Raw genomic sequence first — 18,945 nt, forward strand, 5'->3', positions numbered from 1 at the left:
CGGACTCGCATCCGGCCACATCCCTCGCACTTTCCGAACGCTCGGAGGACATGCGGTGAACGAACTGCCGCAGCAGCTGGTCAACGGCCTGCTACTAGGATCCATGTACGGGCTGGTCGCCATCGGCTACACCATGGTCTACGGCATCGTCCAGCTCATCAACTTCGCCCACGGCGAGATATTCATGACGGGAGCGTTCGGCGCTCTCACCGTCTGGCTCTGGCTCCCCGGCGGCACCACCATGTGGATCGCGCTGCCGCTGATGATCATCGGCGCCGTCGTCGTCGCCGTCGCCATCGCCGTCGGAGCGGAACGATTCGCCTACCGGCCACTGCGCAACGCCCCGCGTCTCGCCCCCCTGATCACCGCCATCGGCCTCTCGCTGGCACTCCAGCAGGCCGTCTGGGCCTGGTACCCCGAGGCGAAGTCCGCGCGCACCTTCCCGCAGATCTCCGGCGGCCCCTTCGAGATCGGCAGCGTCACCATCCAGACCGGCGACATCTTCCTCGTCGTCGCCGCCCCCATCAGCATGGCCGTCCTCGCCTACTTCGTCATGAAGACCCGCACCGGCCGCGGCATGCAGGCCACCGCGCAGGACCCGGACACCGCCAAGCTGATGGGCGTCAACACCGACCGCATCATCGTCATCGCCTTCGCGCTCGGCGCCGCCTTCGCCGCCGTCGGAGCCGTCGCCTACGGCCTGAAGTACGGCGAGATCAACTTCCGGATGGGCTTCATCCTCGGACTGAAGGCCTTCACCGCGGCCGTCCTCGGCGGCATCGGCAACATCTACGGCGCCATGATCGGCGGCGTGGTCCTCGGCGTCGCCGAAACCCTGGCCACCGCCTACATCGCCGACATCCCCGGCATGGACAAGTTCGGCAGCCAGTCCTGGGCCGACGTCTGGGCCTTCGTACTCCTCATCCTCGTACTGCTGTTCAGGCCACAGGGCCTGCTCGGCGAGCGCGTCGCGGACAGGGCGTGAGACCGATGACCACACAGACCACCGCACCCGACACACCCAGCGCCCGCAAGGCCGACACCCCCACCGGCCTGCTCCCCCTGCCCGAGAACGCCGCCCGCGCCCTCGCCCTCGGCGGCAGCGCGCTGACGATCGTCTCCACCTTCCTCGCCTGGACCTGGACCCCCGACTTCCCCGGCGACCTCACCGTCTACGGCTACCCCGGCGGCCTCCAGGTCCTCGTCCTCATCGGCGCACTCCTCGCCACCCTGTACGCACTCGCCTCCTACGGCGTCCGCGGCCTGGCATGGCTGGCCCCCGCCGGCCCCGACGCCGCCCTGCGCTTCGCCACCCTCGCCACCTTCGCCACCAGCTGGTACACGGTCCTCGCGATCAGCGCCGACCTCGGCGGACTCGTCAACCTCGAACCCGGCGGCTTCCTCGTCGCCCTCGGCAGCCTCGCCGCCCTCGCCGGCGCCCTGGCCCTGCCCTTCCAGCGACCCGAACCCGAACCGATCGACCCCGACGACACCGGCTGGGAGAAGTTCAAGCACGGCGCCGCGCACACCTGGGAGACCACCAAGGCGGTCTTCGCCGCCGGCACCCCCCGGCCCGCCCCCGCCCTGCCCTCGTACGCCGAGATCCTCGTCATCGTCGCGATGCTCGCCCTCGGCCTCGTCGTCTTCACCTACGGCATCGGCACCGGGTACGACGAACTGTTCATCGGCTTCCTGATCACCGCGGGCTTCGGCTTCGCCGCCCTCAACAAGGCCGGCCTCATCGCCCACGCCTCACAGATCGCCTCCCGGCACACCAACATCACCATCTGCGGCGCCTTCGTCGCAGCGGCACTGTTCCCCTTCACCCAGACCAACGACCAGTACGCCACCCTCGGCGTCTACATCCTCATCTTCGCCACCGTCGCCCTCGGCCTGAACATCGTCGTCGGCCTCGCCGGCCTCCTCGACCTCGGATACGTCGCCTTCCTCGGCGTCGGCGCCTACGCCGCGGCCCTGGTCTCCGGCTCCCCCAGCTCACCCTTCGACGTGCACTTCCCGTTCTGGGCCGCCGTACTCGTCGGCGCCGCCGCCTCCCTCGTCTTCGGCGTGCTCATCGGCGCCCCGACCCTCCGGCTGCGCGGCGACTACCTCGCCATCGTCACCCTCGGCTTCGGAGAGATCTTCCGCATCACCGCCAACAACCTCGACGGCACCTCCGGACCCGACCTCACCAACGGCTCCAACGGCATCTCCTCGATCCCCAACCTCGACGTCCTCGGCTTCGACTTCGGCGCCCAGCACGACATGGGCGGCTTCACCATCGGCCGGTTCGCCAACTACTTCTTCCTGATGCTGATCATCACCGCCGTCGTGGTGCTGGTCTTCCGCCGCAGCGGCAACTCCCGCATCGGACGCGCCTGGGTCGCCATCCGCGAGGACGAGACCGCCGCCCTCGCCATGGGCATCAACGGCTTCCGCGTCAAACTCATCGCCTTCGCCGTCGGCGCCTCCCTCGCCGGACTCGCCGGCACCGTCCAGGCCCACGTCACCTACACCGTCACCCCCGAGCAGTACCTGTTCGCCGGCCCCATCCCGCCCAACTCCGCCTTCCTGCTCGCCGCGGTCGTCCTCGGCGGCATGGGCACCATCAGCGGCCCCCTGATCGGCGCCGCCCTGCTCTTCCTCATCCCGAACAAGCTCCAGTTCCTCGGCAACTACCAGCTCTTCGCCTTCGGCCTCGCACTCATCCTGCTGATGCGGTTCCGCCCCGAGGGCCTCATCCCCAACCGGCGCCGCCAGCTCGAATTCCACGAAGAAGCCGAAGCACCCACCCTCCTGACGAAGGCGGGGGCCTGACCACCATGACCACCGACACCACCACCAAGGACACCACCCCCGGCGCCCCCACGCCCGGCGAAACCGTCCTCGACGCCCGCGGCGTCACCATGCGCTTCGGCGGCCTCACCGCCGTACGCGGCGTCGACCTCACCGTCGGCGCCGGCGAGATCGTCGGCCTCATCGGCCCCAACGGCGCAGGAAAGACCACCTTCTTCAACTGCCTCACCGGCCTCTACGTCCCCACCGAGGGCGAAGTCCGCTACAAAGGCAACGTCCTGCCGCCCAAATCCTTCAAGGTCACCGCGGCCGGCATCGCCCGCACCTTCCAGAACATCCGCCTGTTCGCCAACATGACGGTCCTGGAGAACGTGCTCGTCGGCCGGCACACCCGCACCAAAGAAGGCTTCTGGTCCGCCGTACTGCGCGGCCCCGGCTTCCACAAGGCCGAAAAGGCCTCCAAGGACCGGGCCATGGAACTGCTCCAGTTCGTCGGCCTCGACCACAAGGCCGAACACCTCGCCCGCAACCTCCCCTACGGCGAACAGCGCAAACTCGAGATCGCCCGCGCCCTCGCCAGCGAACCCGGCCTGCTCCTCCTCGACGAGCCCACCGCCGGCATGAACCCCCAGGAGACCCGGGCCACCGAGGAACTCGTCTTCGCCATCCGCGACATGGGCATCGCCGTCCTCGTCATCGAGCACGACATGCGCTTCATCTTCAACCTCTGCGACCGCGTCGCCGTCCTCGTCCAGGGCGAGAAGCTCATCGAAGGCGACAGCGCCACCGTCCAGGGCGACGAACGCGTCGTCGCGGCCTACCTCGGCGAACCCTTCGAGGACGCGCCCGGCGCCGAAGAAGTGGCCGAGGTCGAAGCCGCCGAAGCACACGCCGGAACCACGGACGAGGCCACCGGCGCACGCGCCGACACCACGACCGACGCCGCGCCCGGCAAGGAGAACGACCGATGACCGCACTGCTCGAAGTCGAGGACCTCAGGGTCGCCTACGGCAAGATCGAAGCCGTCAAGGGCATCTCCTTCAAGGTCGAAGCCGGTCAGGTCGTCACCCTCATCGGCACCAACGGCGCCGGCAAGACCACCACCCTGCGCACCCTCTCCGGACTGCTCAAGCCGGTCGGCGGACAGATCAAGTTCAACGGCAGATCACTGAAGAAGATCCCCGCCCACCAGGTGGTCTCTCTCGGCCTCGCCCACTCCCCCGAGGGCCGGCACATCTTCCCCCGCATGAGCATCGAGGACAACCTCCGCCTCGGCGCCTTCCTGCGCAACGACAAACCCGGCATCGAAAAGGACATCCAGCGCGCCTACGACCTCTTCCCCATCCTCGGGGAGCGGCGCAAGCAGGCCGCGGGCACCCTCTCCGGCGGTGAACAGCAGATGCTCGCCATGGGCAGGGCACTGATGTCCCAGCCCAAGCTGCTGATGCTGGACGAGCCGTCCATGGGCCTGTCGCCGATCATGATGCAGAAGATCATGGCGACGATCGCCGAGCTGAAGTCCCAGGGCACGACCATCCTGCTCGTCGAACAGAACGCCCAGGCCGCCCTCTCCCTCGCCGACCAGGGACACGTCATGGAGGTCGGCAACATCGTCCTGTCCGGCACGGGACAGGACCTCCTGCACGACGAATCCGTCCGGAAGGCCTACCTCGGCGAGGACTGACCTCCCGGACACGGCAAAGGCCCGCGCCCCCTTCTCCGGGGCGCGGGCCTCAGCCGTACGCGACGGGCTCAGTCCTTCTTGCCCGCCTTCTTCTCCTCGCTGTCCGCGATGACCGCCTCCGCGACCTGCTGCATCGACATGCGGCGGTCCATGGACGTCTTCTGGATCCAGCGGAACGCGGCCGGCTCGGTCAGCCCGTACTCCGTCTGCAGAATCGACTTCGCGCGGTCCACCAGCTTGCGGGTCTCCAGCCGCTGGGTGAGGTCGGCGACCTCCTTCTCCAGCTGCTTCAGCTCGGTGAACCGGGAGACGGCCATCTCGATCGCCGGGACGACGTCGCTCTTGCTGAACGGCTTGACCAGGTAGGCCATGGCACCGGCGTCCCGGGCGCGCTCGACGAGGTCGCGCTGCGAGAAGGCGGTGAGCATCAGGACCGGCGCGATGGACTCACCGGCGATCTTCTCGGCCGCGGAGATGCCGTCCAGCTTGGGCATCTTCACGTCCAGGATGACCAGGTCCGGCTTGTGCTCGCGGGCCAGCTCGACGGCCTGCTCACCGTCCCCGGCCTCGCCGACGACGGTGTACCCCTCCTCCTCCAGCATCTCTTTCAGATCGAGCCGGATCAGGGCCTCGTCCTCGGCGATGACGACACGGGTCGTCAGCGGAGGCACGTGCGACTTGTCGTCGTCGGGCACGTCTACGGGCTGGGGCGACTCGGGGGCGGTCACTGAGGCTCCTTGGTACGGGGCAGGGGCTCTGCTCCCAGCAGGGTACCTAGCTGCGGCGACGCACGGGGAACCGGTACACTTCCCACGGCTCAGCAGCTTGCCCGGTTGGAGGAACTGGTCAGACTCGCGGCACTCAAAATGCCGTGCCCTTTGGGCATGTGGGTTCGAATCCCACACCGGGCACCACGGCTGGAAGCGGAAGACCACCTTCGCGTGTTCTTCCGCTTTCTGCTGCGTACGGTCGTCTCTGGTGACCCAGAGTGGTCGCATGAACATTCATGGCACAGACGTGCGACAAAGGGCGCTCACCCTGCTGCGCGGCGGTGTGAAGAACGCCGATGTGGCCCGCGTGCTCAACGTCCCCGTAGGGACGGTCGGCTATTGGAAGCATCTGGACCGGGCGAAACGGGGTGAGTGTCCAGGTCGCCACGATCCGCCCTGCCCGCGTTGCCACGGACGGGAACTGGACGAAGTGGCGTACAGCTACCTGCTCGGGCTGTACCTCGGCGACGGGCACATCAGCCACTACTCACAGCACCGCGTCCCCAATCTCATGATCAGCTGCACTGAGGCATGGCCGGGTCTCATGGACGCCTGTGAGGCAGCGATGCGCACGGTCTTCCCCGACAACAGGGTCTGCAGGGTCCGCAGGACCGGCTGCAGCAATGTGAAGGTCTACTCGAAGCACCTGCACTGCCTCTTCCCCCAGCACGGCCCCGGCAAGAAGCACGAACGCCCGATCGTCCTGGAACCCTGGCAGCAAGGCATCGTCGACGCCCACCCGTGGGAGTTCATCCGGGGCCTCATCCATTCCGACGGCTGCCGTATCACCAACTGGACGACCCGGCTCGTGGGCGGCGAGCGCAAGCGGTACGAGTATCCGCGCTACTTCTTCACCAACACCTCGGCCGACATCGTCCGCCTCTTCACCGACGCCCTGGACAAGGTCGGTGTCGAGTGGAAGACGCTCAACCAGAGCCGCGCGGCCGTGACCGTCTCCATAGCGCGCAAGGCCTCCGTCACCCTCATGGACACCCACGTCGGCCCCAAGCACTGAGCGGGGCCGCCCCTCACTTCGGGCTGTCGTCCTCGCCGATGTGGTGGACGCGGACCATGTTGGTGGAGCCGGAGACGCCGGGCGGGGAGCCGGCCGTGATGACCACGACGTCGCCCTTCTGGCAGCGGCCGTACTTCAGGAGCAGTTCGTCCACCTGGTCGACCATCGCGTCGGTGGAGTCCACGTGCGGGCCGAGGAAGGTCTCCGCTCCCCAGGTGAGGCTGAGCTGGGAGCGGGTGGCCGGCTCCGGGGTGAAGGCCAGGAGGGGGATCGGGGAGCGGTAGCGGGAGAGGCGGCGGGCGGTGTCCCCGGACTGGGTGAAGGCGACCAGGAACTTCGCGCCGAGGAAGTCGCCCATCTCGGCGGCGGCGCGGGCGACCGCGCCGCCCTGGGTGCGCGGTTTGTTCCGCTCGGTGAGTGGCGGCAGTCCCGCCGCCAGCATGCCCTCCTCGGCCGCCTCGACGATCTTCGCCATGGTGCGTACGGTCTCGACGGGGTATTTGCCGACGCTGGTCTCGCCGGAGAGCATGACCGCGTCCGTGCCGTCGAGGACGGCGTTGGCGACGTCGGAGGCCTCGGCGCGGGTGGGCCGGGAGTTCTCGATCATCGAGTCGAGCATCTGGGTGGCGACGATCACCGGTTTGGCGTTGCGTTTGGCGAGTTTGACGGCGCGTTTCTGGACGATCGGCACCTGTTCCAGCGGCATCTCCACGCCGAGGTCGCCGCGTGCGACCATCAGCCCGTCGAAGGCGGCCACGATGCCTTCGAGGTCGGCCACGGCCTGCGGTTTCTCGATCTTGGCGATCACGGGGAGGCGGCGGCCCTCGTCGGCCATGATCCGGTGCACGTCCACGACGTCGTCGCCGTTGCGGACGAAGGAGAGGGCGATGACGTCGAAGCCGGTGCGCAGCGCCCAGCGCAGGTCGTCCTCGTCCTTCTTGGAGAGGGCGGGGACGGAGACGGCCACGCCGGGGAGGTTCAGGCCCTTGTGGTCGGAGACGACGCCGCCCTCGACCACGCGGGTGTGGACGCGGGGGCCGTCGACGTCGGTGACCTCCAGGCAGACCTTGCCGTCGTCCACGAGGATGCGTTCGCCGGGGGTGACGTCTGCGGCGAGGCCGGCGTGGGTGGTGCCGCAGTGGTGGCGGTCGCCGTCGACGCCTTCCTCCACGGTGATGGTGAAGGTGTCGTCGCGTTCAAGGAGTACGGGTCCTTCGGTGAAGCGGCCGAGCCGGATCTTCGGGCCCTGAAGGTCGGCGAGGATTCCGACGCTGCGGCCGGTCTCGTCGGCCGCCTTTCGCACGCGTCGGTAGCGCTCCTCGTGTTCGGCGTGGGTGCCGTGGCTGAGGTTGAACCGGGCGACGTCCATTCCGGCCTCGACCAGTGCCTTGATCTGGTCGTACGAGTCGGTGGTGGGCCCCAGTGTGCAAACGATTTTTGCTCGGCGCATGGGTCGAGCCTATGGCTTACCGGCGGGTAGGGAATTGGCGCCGTATGACTACTCAACGGACTTTCGGCAAAGGCTTATTGACAAGTGTTGAATTGTGCGGCGGTTCGCTCCTATGAGCGATGGTCACCAGATCGCAACCTCCCGGACCTGTTGCCGCAAGTCATGCTCAGGTCAGAATCTACGCGCGTTGTTGTTCCATCGCCAAGGAGACCGAGACATGCCGTTGAACCGCCGGAAGTTCCTGAAGAAGTCCGCCGCCACCGGAGCGGGAGTGGCGATCGCCGGCGCGGCGGCGGCTCCGGCGGCCGAGGCGGCTGAGACCGGGAAGCCCGGGCATCCCGTGAAGCGGTACTCCCTGACCGTCATGGGCACCACCGACCTGCACGGGCACGTCTTCAACTGGGACTACTTCAAGGACGCCGAGTACGCCGACAAGGCGGGCAACGCGATGGGGCTGGCCCGGATCTCCACCCTGGTCGAGCAGGTGCGCAAGGAGAAGGGCCGCTGCAACACGCTGCTCCTGGACGCCGGTGACACCATCCAGGGCACCCCGCTCACCTATTACTACGCCAAGGTGGACCCGATCACCGCCAAGGGCGGTCCGGTGCACCCGATGGCGCAGGCGATGAACGCGATCGGGTACGACGCGGCGGCGCTCGGCAACCACGAGTTCAACTACGGCATCGAGACGCTGCGGAAGTTCGAGGACCAGCTCGACTTCCCGCTGCTCGGTGCCAACGCGGTGGACGCGAAGACGCTGAAGCCCGCCTTCCCGCCGTACTTCATGAAGACCTTCCACGTGCCGGGCGCCAAGCCGGTGAAGGTCGCCGTCCTCGGCCTGACCAACCCGGGCATCGCGATCTGGGACAAGGCGTACGTCCAGGGCAGGCTGGCGTTCCCGGGCCTGGAGGAGCAGGCGGCCAAGTGGGTGCCGAAGCTGAGGTCGATGGGTGCCGACGTGGTCGTCGTCTCGGCGCACTCGGGCACCTCGGGCAAGTCGTCGTACGGCGACCAGGTGCCGTACGTGGAGGACGCGGCGGCCAATGTGGCCAGGCAGGTGCCGGGCATCGACGCGATCCTGGTCGGGCACGCGCACCTGGAGATCCCGGAGCTGAAGGTCGTCAACGAGCAGACCGGGAAGACGGTCGTGCTGTCCGAGCCGCTGTGCTTCGCCGAGCGGCTGTCCCTCTTCGACATCGAGCTGGTGTTCAGCAGGGGCCGCTGGGAGGTCGAGTCGGTCTCCGCCTCGCTGCGCAACTCCAACACGGTCGCCGACGACCCGAAGATCACGAAGCTGCTCACCGACGAGCACGAGAAGGTCGTGGCGTACGTCAACCAGGTCGTGGGCCGGGCGACCGAGACCCTGACGACCGTGGAGGCCCGCTACAAGGACGCCCCGATCATCGACCTGATCACCAAGGTCCAGGAGGACGTGGTCAAGGCCGCGCTCGCGGGTACGGCGTACGCCTCGCTGCCGGTGATCGCCCAGGCGTCGCCGTTCTCGCGGACCTCGCAGATCCCGGCCGGTGACGTCACCATCCGGGACCTGTCGAGCCTGTACGTGTACGACAACACGCTGGTCGCGAAGCTGCTGACGGGCGCCCAGGTCCGCGCCTACCTGGAGTACTCGGCGGAGTACTACGTCCAGACGGCCGCCGACGCCACGGTGGACGTGGAGAAGCTGACCAACGCCGGTGGCCGCCCGGACTACAACTACGACTACGTCTCGGGTCTGTCGTACGACATCGACATCGCCCAGCCGGCCGGGTCGCGGATCAGGAACCTGACCTTCGGCGGGGCCGCGCTGGACGACGCCCAGCAGTTCGTGCTGGCCGTGAACAACTACCGGGCCAACGGCGGCGGTGCCTTCCCGTACGTGGCCACCGCCAAGGAGCTGTGGTCGGAGTCGACGGAGATCCGCACCCGGATCGCCGAGTGGGTGACCGCGAAGGGTGTCCTGGACCCGAAGGACTTCGCGTCGGTGGACTGGAAGCTGGTGCGCGACGGCAAGCCGGTGTTCTAGGCGTCACCCTCCCGGGGCGGTGTTCACCTGTCCTGGACGAGCGGGGTGAGCCGCTGTGGTTGCCTGCCCTGCGGCACCCGGGCCGCCGGCTCCTGGAGTCCGAAGGAGGTGAAGGCGGTCCGGGCCGGCAGCGGGTACGGCTCCTTCCCGGTGAGCGAGTTGAGGATGGTGGCGCTGCGCCAGGCGGCGAGGCCGAGGTCGGGGGCGCCGACGCCGTGTGTGTGCAGTTCGGCGTTCTGGACGTAGACCGAGCCGGTGACCGAGGGGTCGAGCACGAGGCGGTACTCCTCGTCGACGCGCGGGCGTTCGCCGCTGTCGCGGCGGATGTAGGGGTCGAGTCCGGCAAGGATGCGGTCGAGGGGGCGTTCGCGGTAGCCGGTGGCGAGGACGACGGCGTCGGTGGTGAGGCGGGAGCGGCTGTCCTGCTGGAGGTGCTCCAGATGCAGCTCGATCTTGCTGGTGGCCATCCGGCCGGCGGTGCGGACGCGGACGCCGGGGGTGAGGACGGCGTCGGGCCAGCCGCCGTGCAGGGTGCGCCGGTACAGCTCGTCGTGGATGGCGGCGAGGGTGCCGGCGTCGACGGCCTTGTACAGCTGCCACTGGGCGGCGACCAGCCGGTCGCGGACGGGCTCGGCGAGGGCGTGGAAGTAGCGCGTGTAGTCGGGTGTGAAGTGTTCCAGGCCGAGCTTGGAGTACTCCATGGGCGCGAACGCCTCGGTACGGCCGATCCAGTGCAGTTTCTCCTGGCCGGCGGGGCGGTGCCGGAGCAGGTCCAGGAAGACCTCGGCGCCGGACTGCCCGGAGCCGACGACGGTGACGTGTCCGGCGGCGAGGATGCCGTCGCGGTGTTCGAGGTAGTCGGCGGCGTGGACGACGGGCACGCCGGGCGCGTCCACCAGGGGCTTGAGGGGGTCGGGCACGTAGGGGGCGGTGCCGATGCCGAGGACGACGTTGCGGGCGTAGGTGCGGCCGAGGGCCTCGGCCTCGCCGTCGGCGTCGAGCTGGGTGAAGTCGACTTCGAACGCGTCCTGTTCGGGGTTCCAGCGGACGCCGTCGACCTGGTGGCGGAAGCGCAGGCCGGGCAGCTGCCCGGCGACCCAGCGGCCGTAGGCGTCGTACTCGGCGCGCTGGATGTGGAGGTGCTCGGAGAAGTAGAAGGGGAAGAGCCGTTCGCGGGTCTTGAGGTAGTTGAGGAAGCTCCAGGGGCTGGTGGGGTCGGCGAGGGTGACCAGGTCGGCAAGGAACGGGACCTGGACGGTGGCGCCGTCGACGAGCAGGCCGGGGTGCCAGTGGAAGTCGGGGCGCTGTTCGTAGAAGACGGCGTCGAGTTCGGCGAGCGGTTGGGCGAGCGCGGCGAGGGAGAGGTTGCTGGGGCCGATGCCGACGCCGACCAGGTCGCGTGGGGTGGTGGGTTCGGGGCGTGGGGGGTGGGTCATCCGGAGAGGCTTCTTTCGGCGAGTTCGACGAGTTTGAGCAGGTGGGTGAGGTCGTCCGGCCGGGTGTGGGGGTTGAGGACGGTGGCCTTGAGCCAGAGCCGGCCGTCGAGCCGGGCGCGGCCGAGGACGGCCCGGCCCTCGTGGAGCAGGCGTCGGCGTACGGTGGCCACGGTGTCGTCGTCGGCGCCGGCGGGACGGAACAGGACGGTGCTGATGACGGGGCGGTCGTAGAGTTCGAAGCCGGGGTGTTCGCGGATCAGTGCGGCGAACTCGCGGGCCCGGGCGCAGACCTGGTCGGCCAGGGCGCCGAGTCCGCTGCGGCCCAGTGCCTTGAGGGTGACGGCGATCTTCAGGATGTCGGGGCGGCGGCTGGTGCGCGGGGAGCGGCCGAGGAGGTCGGGGAGTCCGGCGTCGGTGTCGTCGTCGGCGTTGAGGTAGTCGGCGCGCTGGTGGAGTGCGGTGAGTTCGTGGGGGCGGGCGACGGCGAGGAGTCCGGCGGCGACCGGTTGCCAGCCGAGTTTGTGCAGGTCGAGGGTGACGGTGTGGGCGGCTTCGAGTCCGGCGAGTCTGTCGCGGTGGCGGTCGCTGAAGAGCAGGCCGCCGCCGTAGGCCGCGTCGATGTGCAGCCGGGCGCCGTGGGCGGTGCACAGGCCGGCGATCTCGGGCAGCGGGTCGATGAGGCCGGCGTCGGTGGTGCCGGCGGTGGCGGCGACGAGCAGGGGGCCGGGGAGCGCGGTGAGGGCTTCGTGGAGGGCGGCCGGGTCGAGGGTGCCGCCCGGTGCGGGGATGACGACGGGGTCGGGCAGGCCGAGCAGCCAGGCGGCGCGGGGCAGCGAGTGGTGGGCGTTCGCGCCGCACACGAGGCGTACGCCGCCGTGTGCTTCGCGGGCGAGCAGCAGGGCGAGCTGGTTGGACTCGGTGCCGCCGGTGGTGACGAGGGCGTCGGCGAGTCCGGCCGTGCGGGCGAGGGTGCGGGTGACGACGGCTTCGAGGGCGGAGGCGGCCGGGGCCTGGTCCCAGGAGTCCAGGGAGGGGTTGAGGGCGCTGGCGGCGAGGTCGGCGGCGGTGGCCACGGCGAGCGGCGGGCAGTGCAGGTGGGCCGCGCACAGCGGGTCGGCGGGGTCGGCGGAGCCCGCGGCGAGCGCGTGCACGAGGGTGCGCAGGGCGTCCGGGTCGCCGGTGTCGGGCAGGACGTCGCCGAGGGCGTCGGCGACGCGGGTGGCGACGGCGTCGGGTCCGCCGGCGGGCAGCGGTCCGCCGCGTTCGTCGTGGCCGGCGGCGAGGGCGTCGAGCACGGTGTCGAGGAGGGGCCGCAGGGCGGCGGGGCCGGTGGGGCCGGAGGCGAGGGGCGGCAGGCTCGTGGGCTCTCCTGCGCTCATGGGTTCTCCTCCGGGCAGGGGAACGTCCGGCGGGCATCCGGGGCCCGGGGCTTCCGGCGTGTGGGTGGAGTTCCAGCTTGTACCGGAAGGGGGCCTTGTGTCCCGGAAGCCGGGCGAACGGAACCCGAAAGTGTGTACTGCCGTGCCCCTGCGAGGGGTTGGCGGGCCGGGCTCCTCGGGCCGGCGCCCGGTGGCCGGCGGCGTGGTCCGGCGTTCCCGGGCACAGGTGCGGGCCGGGGTTCCGGTGCGGCGGCACGGGCGGGAACGGCTCCGGGCCGCCGCAGAGGAACAGCCCCGGCACCCCGGAGGGACAGCGCCACGAAGGCGCCGCGCACCGGCCGGCCGCGCCGGCGGCGACCGGCCCGCGCGGGTGACCGTCTGGGGCGGTGGGACGGACCGCGCCCCGTGAGCCGGCTCGGGCAGCCGGCCGCGCCGGTCACCGTCGAACGCGGCGCCGCCCGCGCGGGCTTCGCCGGTCCCCGGCCGTCCGGGCCAGGGGACGGCGGCCGGTCCCCGCGTCGTCGGCGGGGACCGGCCGTCCCGGGGCGTCGGAGCTGTGCCGGTCCGGGCCGGCCGGCTGCTACTCCGCCCGGTCCTCGCCGCGCACCCTCAGGGCGCGGGACAGGTCGTCCAGGCGGTCGGCGAGGGTGCGGCGCAGGGCCGGGGTGAGGTCGGCGTCGCGCAGGCAGGCCTCGCCGAGGCGGACGTTCTCCGTGTCGACGGCGTGGGCCGGGAAGCACCAGCGGCCGGCGGCGACGGCGATGGCGGGGCCGCGGCGGGCGGCGACGGCGACCGCGTCCGTGTAGAAGCGCGGCACGTACTCCCGTACCAGTTCGGCCTGTTCGGGTTGCCAGAAGCCCCGGGCGGTGGCCGTGAAGAGGTAGTTGGACAGGTCGTCGCCGGCGAACATCGCCTCCCAGGCGGCGCGTTTGGCCTCCGGTTCGGGCAGGGCGGCGCGGCAGCGGGCGGCGCCTTCCTGGCCGGTGGCGCTCGGGTCGCGGGCCAGCTCGGCGGCGATGGCGTCCTCGTCGGTGGCGCCGAGCACGGCGAGCCGGGCGAGGATGCGCCAGCGCAGTTCGGGGTCGAGTTCCGGTCCGCCGGGGACCGTGCCGTCGGCGAGCCAGGCGGCGATGGTCTCCGGGTGGGCGGCGACGTCGATCAGGTGCCGTACGGCGATCAGCCGCAGGCCGGGGTGGTCGCCGTCCTCGGTGCGCCGCAGCAGGTCGCGGCAGAGCGAGGTGAGGGTGGCCAGGGCGGCCGGGCGGTCCTGGGGTGTCAGGTACTGGTCGGCGAGCTGGCCGGCGGCGAAGGCGAGGACGCCCTCGGCGACGGCCAGGTCGGTCTCGCGGGGCAGGTGGGCGCGGGCGGTCTCCAGGTAGGCGGCGGGCGCGAGTTCGCCGTCGCGGACGGCGTCCCTGAGGGCGTTCCAGACGACCGCGCGGGTGAGCGGGTCGGGCAGGCCGGACAGGCTGGTGCGGAGGGTGTCGAAGGAGGCGGTGTCGAAGCGGATCTTGGCGTAGGTGAGGTCGCCGTCGTTGAGGAGGACGAGTGCGGGGCGCTTGCCGATGGGCTGCGGCGCGGTCTGCGGGACGTCGAGGTCGATGCGCTCGCGCAGCAGCAGCCGGCCCTCCTCGGCGACGTCGTGGTCGTACAGGCCGGCGCTGAGGCGGTGCGGGCGGTTGCCCGTGCGGTCGGCGGTCAGCGCGCAGGTGCCGCCGGTGGGGGCGATCCGCGGGGTGAGGGTGTCGACGCCGGTGGTGCGCAGCCAGCTGTCGGCCCAGGCGTGCACGTCGCGGTCGGTGGCGGAGGCGAGGGAGTCGATGAAGTCGGCGAGGGTGGCGTTGCCGAACTTGTGCCGGGTGAAGTGGGTGTTGATGCCGGCGAGGAAGTCCTTCTCGCCGAGCCAGGCGGCCAGCTGGCGCAGCGCGGAGGCGCCCTTGGCGTAGGAGATGCCGTCGAAGTTGAGCAGGGCGGAGGCCGTGTCGTCGACGTTCTCGGGGGCGACCGGGTGGGTGGTGGGGCGCTGGTCGGCGTCGTAGCCCCAGGACTTGCGGGTGACGCCGAACTCGGTCCAGGGGTCGGTGAAGCGGGTGGCCTCGGCGGTGGTCTGGTAGCCCATGTACTCGGCGAAGGACTCGTTCAGCCAGATGTCGTCCCACCACTTGAGGGTGACGAGGTCGCCGAACCACATGTGGGCCATCTCGTGGGCGATGACCATGGCGCGGGTCTGCCGCTCGGTGTCGGTGACAGCGGAGCGGTAGACGAATTCGTCGCGGAAGGTGACCAGGCCCGGGTTCTCCATGGCGCCGGCGTTGAATTCGGGGACGAACGCCTGGTCGTAGGAGTCGAAGGGGTAGGGCTCCTCGAACTTCTCGTGGTAGCGGTCGAAGCAGGCGCGCGTGATGTCGAGGATCTCGTCGGCGTCGGTGTCGAGGTGGGGCGCGAGGGAGCGGCGGCAGTGGAGGCCGAAGGGCAGTCCGCGGTGTTCGGTGCGCACGGAGTGCCAGGGGCCGGCGGCGACGGCGACGAGGTAGGTGGAGATCAGGGGGGTGGGCGCGGCCTGCCAGAGGCCGTCGCCGCGGTGTTCGGTGACGCCGTTGGCGAGGACGCTCCAGCCTTGGGGTGCCTTGACGGAGACCTCGAAGACGGCCTTCAGGTCGGGCTGGTCGAAGGCGGCGAAGATGCGCTGGACGTCGTCCATGAACATCTGGGTGTAGACGTAGGTCTCGCCGTCGCTGGGGTCGGTGAAGCGGTGCATGCCCTCGCCGGTGCGGGAGTAGCGCATGACCGCGTCGACGCGCAGCTCGTGCTCGCCGGCGGTGAGGTTCTTCAGCGGCAGCCGGTCCTCGCTCAGGGACTCGGGGTCGAGGGGCTGTCCGTCGAGCGTGACGCCGCGCAGCTCGGCGGGCTTCAGCTCGACGAACGTGTCCCCGTCGGACCGCGCCGTGAAGCGGATCGCGGTACGCGATGCGAAGGTCTCGTCACCGGTCGTGAGATCGAGTTCGACGGTGTACCGGTGGACGTCGAGGAACTGTGCTCGGAGCTGCGCTTCGTCGCGCGTGAGTACGGACATGCAGGCCATGCTGCCTGATGGGGCCGACAGCGCACAGGGGCGGATCGGTACACGGCTTTTGTCCCCTGCGCGCCCCGTGGTCCCTCACCCGGTCGGCCCCTCCGGGTGTCCCGGCCGGGGCCGTGTTCAGTTGTCGTGCGCCGGCTGTCCGTTGTGGGTGTCCTCGGCGATGCGTTCGTGGTGCCGGATCACCTCGGCGATGATGAAGTTGAGGAACTTCTCGGCGAAGGCCGGGTCGAGTTTCGCGTTCTCGGCGAGGCGGCGCAGCCGTTCGATCTGCCGGGCCTCGCGGGCCGGGTCAGCGGGGGGCAGCTGGTGCAGCGCCTTGAGCCGGCCGACCTGCTGGGTGCACTTGAAGCGCTCGGCGAGCATGTGGACGACGGCCGCGTCGATGTTGTCGATGCTGTCGCGCAGCCGCTCCAGTTCCTGGCGGACCTGGGGGTCGCCGGCACCGGTGCCGGTGTTGCTGGTGGTCATGGGGGTTCACCCTATGCGTTTCGGGGGCCGGGACCCATGGGGTGTCCGGAGAGTGGATCACCGGCGTCCCGGGGCGTTGCCGGGCGGTGGGCCCGCAGCGGTCGCTGGACGTGCCCGGGCCGGTGCCGCGGAGGGCGCGGAGGAGGTCTGGCTGCCGGATCCGGACGGCGGCGCACCGTCCGGACCGGGCCCGCGGCGGGAGCCGGTGTGGCGGCACCGAGCGCGCTGCTTCCGCCTGCCGGCGGGGGTACGGCCGCCGAGCGGGGCCCTTCCCTGCTGTCCCGGTGGCCGGCCACCCGCCGGGACGCTTCGGGCGTGCTGCCCGGCTGACGGCCACTGGCGGGGCCCCTTCCCGGCTGCCGTCCGTGCGCCGAACGCCCACCGGGCCGCTCCCGCCTGCCATCCGGGTGGCGACCGTACGGCGGCCGTCCGACGGCGTGCTTCCCGTGCTGCCGTCCCGCCTACAGTGGTAGGGAGTTCCGGCGGCTTCAGGGGGTGCCGACGTGGCGAACGGCGGTCCGGTCCAGCACGGCTACCCGCACCTGGAGACGGTGCGGGCCGCCGTCACCGCGCTGTACCGGCGCCTGTCCCGCGACACCATCGAGACGTTCTCGGCCAGCGTGGCCCCGGCCGACGTGGCCTTCTGCGACACCGACGACCTGCATCTGGGCGCGCAGCGCGTGGCCCGGGAGATCGTGCGGCACTTCCGGCTGCCGGACGCGCGGCTGATCGTCGGCTTCCGGGAGATGACCCACGCGGCGAACGTCGAACTCGCGGCGGGCCCCGAGTACTTCGTCGAGCTGAACGACCGGTTCCGCACCCACCGCGGGGACATCGGTGCCGCGCTCGCCCACGAGGTGGCGCACGTCTACCTGCACCGTCTGGGTCTCGCCTTCCCCACGACGGCGGAGAACGAGATCCTCACGGACACGGCGACGACCTATCTGGGCGCGGGCTGGCTACTGCTGGACGCCTACCGGGAGGACGCGGTCTCGTCGCAGAAGCTCGGTTATCTCACCCCGGAGGAGTTCGGTTACGTCCTGGCCAAGCGGGCCCTGCTGTTCCGGGAGGACCCCTCGGTGTGGTTCACCAGTCCGCAGGCCTACACCGCCTACGTCAAGGGGATGGCCCGGGCCCGGCAGGACGAGCAGCAGCCGCCGTTGACCGGGGCCGGGTGGGCGGGCCGCCGCCGTTACGCCCACGACCGCCGGCACGCCTCGGGTGCCCCGCCGGCCGCCCCGTACGCCTTCACCCCCGACAGCGGCGGCCACCTCGGGGTGACCTTCCCGTGCCCGACCTGCCACCAGCGGATCAGGGTGCCGGTGCGGGGTCGGGTACGGGCGCGGTGCGGGTTGTGCCGGACGGTGCTGGAGTGCGACACCTAGGGCCTCTCGTTCGGATCATGCCGGCTCGCGGGGTTAGCCCTCGTGCTCGGGTACCGCCCGCCGCGGGAGCGCCGCGCACAGCGCCCCGCACACCACGAACACCCCCACGACCCATGGCATCGCGCCGGTGAGCGCACCCTGGAGCCCCTGCCCCACGGCCCCGAAGAACACCGTGCCGATCACGGCCGCGCCCAGCGCGCCCCCGAACTGCTGGGCCGTGGAGAAGATCCCGGACGCTCCCCCGGCCAGCTCCCCCGGCACGGCCGACAGGACCACGTTCACCAACGGCACCACCAGGAGTCCCAGCCCGGCCCCGGCGAGCAGCAGTCCCGGGACCAGCGGCCACGCGCCCGCGTGCACCGCCGGCGCGTCGCCGGCCGCGGCCCACACCCAGCCGAACCCGCCGGCCATCAGCAGCGCCCCGGCGCCGAGCACCAGCCGCCCGTACCTGACGGCCAGCCCGTCCGCGACGGGCGCGGTCAGGAACCCGCCGGCCGAGAACGCGACGGTGACCACCCCGGCCTGGAGCGGGGTGTACCCCTCGCCGCCCTGCAGCCACACCGCGGACCGCGCCACCCGGCTCCGCCGCCCGTGCACTTTGCGCAAGGCACGTGCGGAACCCGCGTGGGGGACGCCCGGGGAGTGCCGGGACCCGGTGCTCGCGGGGACGGGCTCTAGGAGGCGGTGGCGGACCGGCTCGGGGTCACGTGCCGTACGACGCCCGCCGCGCGTGCGGCCGCGAGCCACCCGGGGAAGCCGCCGACGAGACGGTCGTACAGTTCGGCGTCGGAGACCCGGCGCGGCTCCCGGCCGGCGTGGAAGAAGCCGGCGTTGTCCACGATCCGCTTGCCGGGCACCGCCAGTTCGTCCAGCTCGCGCAGGAAGTCGAACTGCCGGCTGTCCGGGTCGCCGAAGCCGACGAACTGCCAGAACAGCGGGAGCCGCGCGGCCTTGCAGAGGTAGCGTTCGGCGGCGGGCTTGCTGATCGGGCCGCCGTCGGTCTGGAAGACGACGAGGGCGGGGGCGGTGGCGCCGCTGTCCAGGTAGTGGTCGATGACGGCGTCCATCGCCAGGTGGTAGCTGGTCCTGCCCATGTGGCCGAGTCCGGCCACGATCCGCTCGATCCGGCCCTCGTGTCCGGCGAGGGTGATGTCGGTGACCGCGTCGACGTCCGTGGAGAAGAACACGACGGGCACGCGGCCGTCGTCGTCCAGGTGCGCGGACAGGCCCAGCACCCGCTCGGCGAGCGCCTGCACACTGCCGTCCCGGTAGTACGGCCGCATCGAGCCCGAGTGGTCGACGACGAGGTAGACGGCGGCCCGCTGCCCGTCCAGGCCGTGCTTGCGCAGCGACACCCCCGCCGACCGGTAGGCGCCGACCAGCGCGGGCGCGGTCTCCTCCACCTTGCGCAGACTGATCGCGGCCATGGTCCCCCCTCGGCTGTTCCGGCGCCCGAG

Annotated in this window: 15 protein-coding genes and 1 tRNA gene; 8 read left to right on the forward strand and 8 right to left on the reverse strand. The window is 71.0% G+C overall.

Annotated features, from left to right (window positions below):
* Positions 1-55 precede the first annotated feature (55 nt).
* From AB0946_RS32995 to AB0946_RS33010, 4 genes are read left to right on the forward strand one after another with little or no spacing between them, the layout of a single operon-like run.
* Positions 56-985: a branched-chain amino acid ABC transporter permease gene (locus AB0946_RS32995; RefSeq protein ID WP_132783939.1), complete on the forward strand. Its 930-nt coding sequence runs from the start codon at positions 56-58 to the stop codon at positions 983-985.
* A gap of 5 nt (positions 986-990) precedes the next feature.
* Positions 991-2,817: a branched-chain amino acid ABC transporter permease gene (locus AB0946_RS33000; protein WP_366764357.1), complete on the forward strand. Its 1,827-nt coding sequence runs from the start codon at positions 991-993 to the stop codon at positions 2,815-2,817.
* Positions 2,818-2,822: 5 nt separating this feature from the next.
* Positions 2,823-3,767, forward strand: a complete 945-nt coding sequence (locus AB0946_RS33005; protein WP_366764358.1) for an ABC transporter ATP-binding protein — start codon at positions 2,823-2,825, stop codon at positions 3,765-3,767.
* On the forward strand, positions 3,764-4,480 hold the full coding sequence (locus AB0946_RS33010; protein WP_366764359.1) for an ABC transporter ATP-binding protein: 717 nt from the start codon (positions 3,764-3,766) through the stop codon (positions 4,478-4,480). Before AB0946_RS33005 ends, AB0946_RS33010 begins: the two co-directional genes overlap by 4 nt.
* 68 nt (positions 4,481-4,548) lie before the next feature.
* Here AB0946_RS33010 and AB0946_RS33015 read toward each other — a convergent pair whose 3' ends face one another.
* Positions 4,549-5,208, reverse strand: coding sequence for a response regulator (locus tag AB0946_RS33015; RefSeq protein WP_366764360.1), 660 nt, complete (start codon positions 5,206-5,208; stop codon positions 4,549-4,551).
* A 99-nt stretch (positions 5,209-5,307) separates the two neighbouring features.
* Here AB0946_RS33015 and AB0946_RS33020 point away from each other — a divergent pair.
* A tRNA-Leu gene (locus AB0946_RS33020) sits at positions 5,308-5,394 on the forward strand.
* Positions 5,395-5,476: 82 nt separating this feature from the next.
* On the forward strand, positions 5,477-6,265 hold the full coding sequence (locus tag AB0946_RS33025) for a helix-turn-helix domain-containing protein (RefSeq protein ID WP_366764361.1): 789 nt from the start codon (positions 5,477-5,479) through the stop codon (positions 6,263-6,265).
* A gap of 13 nt (positions 6,266-6,278) precedes the next feature.
* Here AB0946_RS33025 and pyk read toward each other — a convergent pair whose 3' ends face one another.
* A complete protein-coding gene (gene pyk / locus AB0946_RS33030; protein WP_366764362.1) occupies positions 6,279-7,715 on the reverse strand; it encodes a pyruvate kinase in 1,437 nt (478 codons plus the stop codon).
* A gap of 217 nt (positions 7,716-7,932) precedes the next feature.
* On the opposite strand from pyk, the gene AB0946_RS33035 reads away from it, so the two are divergent.
* The gene (locus AB0946_RS33035) at positions 7,933-9,738 is read left to right on the forward strand and encodes a 5'-nucleotidase C-terminal domain-containing protein (protein WP_366764363.1); all 1,806 of its coding nucleotides are present in this window, start codon (positions 7,933-7,935) and stop codon (positions 9,736-9,738) included.
* Between the two features lie 23 nt (positions 9,739-9,761).
* Here the strand turns inward: AB0946_RS33035 and AB0946_RS33040 are convergent, their stop codons facing one another.
* The 4 genes from AB0946_RS33040 to AB0946_RS33055 all read right to left on the reverse strand — a co-directional run bounded on the left by AB0946_RS33040 (position 9,762) and on the right by AB0946_RS33055 (position 16,103).
* Entirely contained in the window at positions 9,762-11,174 is a 1,413-nt protein-coding gene (locus AB0946_RS33040) for a SidA/IucD/PvdA family monooxygenase (protein WP_366764364.1), read from the reverse strand.
* Positions 11,171-12,553 carry an aminotransferase class V-fold PLP-dependent enzyme gene (locus AB0946_RS33045; RefSeq protein ID WP_366764366.1) on the reverse strand — a complete coding sequence of 461 codons (1,383 nt, stop codon included), beginning with the start codon at positions 12,551-12,553 and terminating at the stop codon, positions 11,171-11,173. Before AB0946_RS33045 ends, AB0946_RS33040 begins: the two co-directional genes overlap by 4 nt.
* Before the next feature lie 580 nt (positions 12,554-13,133).
* Entirely contained in the window at positions 13,134-15,626 is a 2,493-nt protein-coding gene (pepN, locus tag AB0946_RS33050) for an aminopeptidase N (protein WP_366764367.1), read from the reverse strand.
* Between the two features lie 126 nt (positions 15,627-15,752).
* A complete protein-coding gene (locus AB0946_RS33055; protein WP_366764368.1) occupies positions 15,753-16,103 on the reverse strand; it encodes a chorismate mutase in 351 nt (116 codons plus the stop codon).
* 503 nt (positions 16,104-16,606) lie between these two features.
* Here AB0946_RS33055 and AB0946_RS33060 point away from each other — a divergent pair.
* Positions 16,607-17,488 (forward strand): hypothetical protein, encoded by an 882-nt coding sequence (locus AB0946_RS33060; protein ID WP_366764369.1) that lies wholly within the window; start codon positions 16,607-16,609, stop codon positions 17,486-17,488.
* A gap of 33 nt (positions 17,489-17,521) precedes the next feature.
* Here the strand turns inward: AB0946_RS33060 and AB0946_RS33065 are convergent, their stop codons facing one another.
* Both AB0946_RS33065 and AB0946_RS33070 read right to left on the reverse strand, forming a co-directional pair.
* On the reverse strand, positions 17,522-18,064 hold the full coding sequence (locus AB0946_RS33065) for a hypothetical protein (protein ID WP_366764370.1): 543 nt from the start codon (positions 18,062-18,064) through the stop codon (positions 17,522-17,524).
* Between the two features lie 98 nt (positions 18,065-18,162).
* Complete coding sequence (locus AB0946_RS33070; protein WP_366764371.1) at positions 18,163-18,915, reverse strand: VWA domain-containing protein; 753 nt, start codon at positions 18,913-18,915, stop codon at positions 18,163-18,165.
* Positions 18,916-18,945 lie beyond the last annotated feature (30 nt).

It is taken from the genome of Streptomyces sp. NPDC046870, assembly GCF_040704595.1.
Taxonomy (GTDB): domain Bacteria; phylum Actinomycetota; class Actinomycetes; order Streptomycetales; family Streptomycetaceae; genus Streptomyces; species Streptomyces argyrophylli.

Bases quoted from the DNA above. Each gene is read 5' to 3' on its own strand.
- AB0946_RS33045 (WP_366764366.1), bottom strand. From the start codon at position 12,553: ATGAGCGCAGGAGAGCCCACGAGCCTGCCGCCCCTCGCCTCCGGCCCC.
- AB0946_RS33005 (WP_366764358.1), top strand. From the start codon at position 2,823: ATGACCACCGACACCACCACCAAGGACACCACCCCCGGCGCCCCCACG.
- AB0946_RS33055 (WP_366764368.1), bottom strand. From the start codon at position 16,103: ATGACCACCAGCAACACCGGCACCGGTGCCGGCGACCCCCAGGTCCGC.
- AB0946_RS33035 (WP_366764363.1), top strand. From the start codon at position 7,933: ATGCCGTTGAACCGCCGGAAGTTCCTGAAGAAGTCCGCCGCCACCGGA.
- AB0946_RS33040 (WP_366764364.1), bottom strand. From the start codon at position 11,174: ATGACCCACCCCCCACGCCCCGAACCCACCACCCCACGCGACCTGGTC.
- AB0946_RS33070 (WP_366764371.1), bottom strand. From the start codon at position 18,915: ATGGCCGCGATCAGTCTGCGCAAGGTGGAGGAGACCGCGCCCGCGCTG.
- AB0946_RS33000 (WP_366764357.1), top strand. From the start codon at position 991: ATGACCACACAGACCACCGCACCCGACACACCCAGCGCCCGCAAGGCC.
- AB0946_RS33025 (WP_366764361.1), top strand. From the start codon at position 5,477: ATGAACATTCATGGCACAGACGTGCGACAAAGGGCGCTCACCCTGCTG.
- pyk (WP_366764362.1), bottom strand. From the start codon at position 7,715: ATGCGCCGAGCAAAAATCGTTTGCACACTGGGGCCCACCACCGACTCG.
- AB0946_RS33010 (WP_366764359.1), top strand. From the start codon at position 3,764: ATGACCGCACTGCTCGAAGTCGAGGACCTCAGGGTCGCCTACGGCAAG.
- pepN (WP_366764367.1), bottom strand. From the start codon at position 15,626: ATGTCCGTACTCACGCGCGACGAAGCGCAGCTCCGAGCACAGTTCCTC.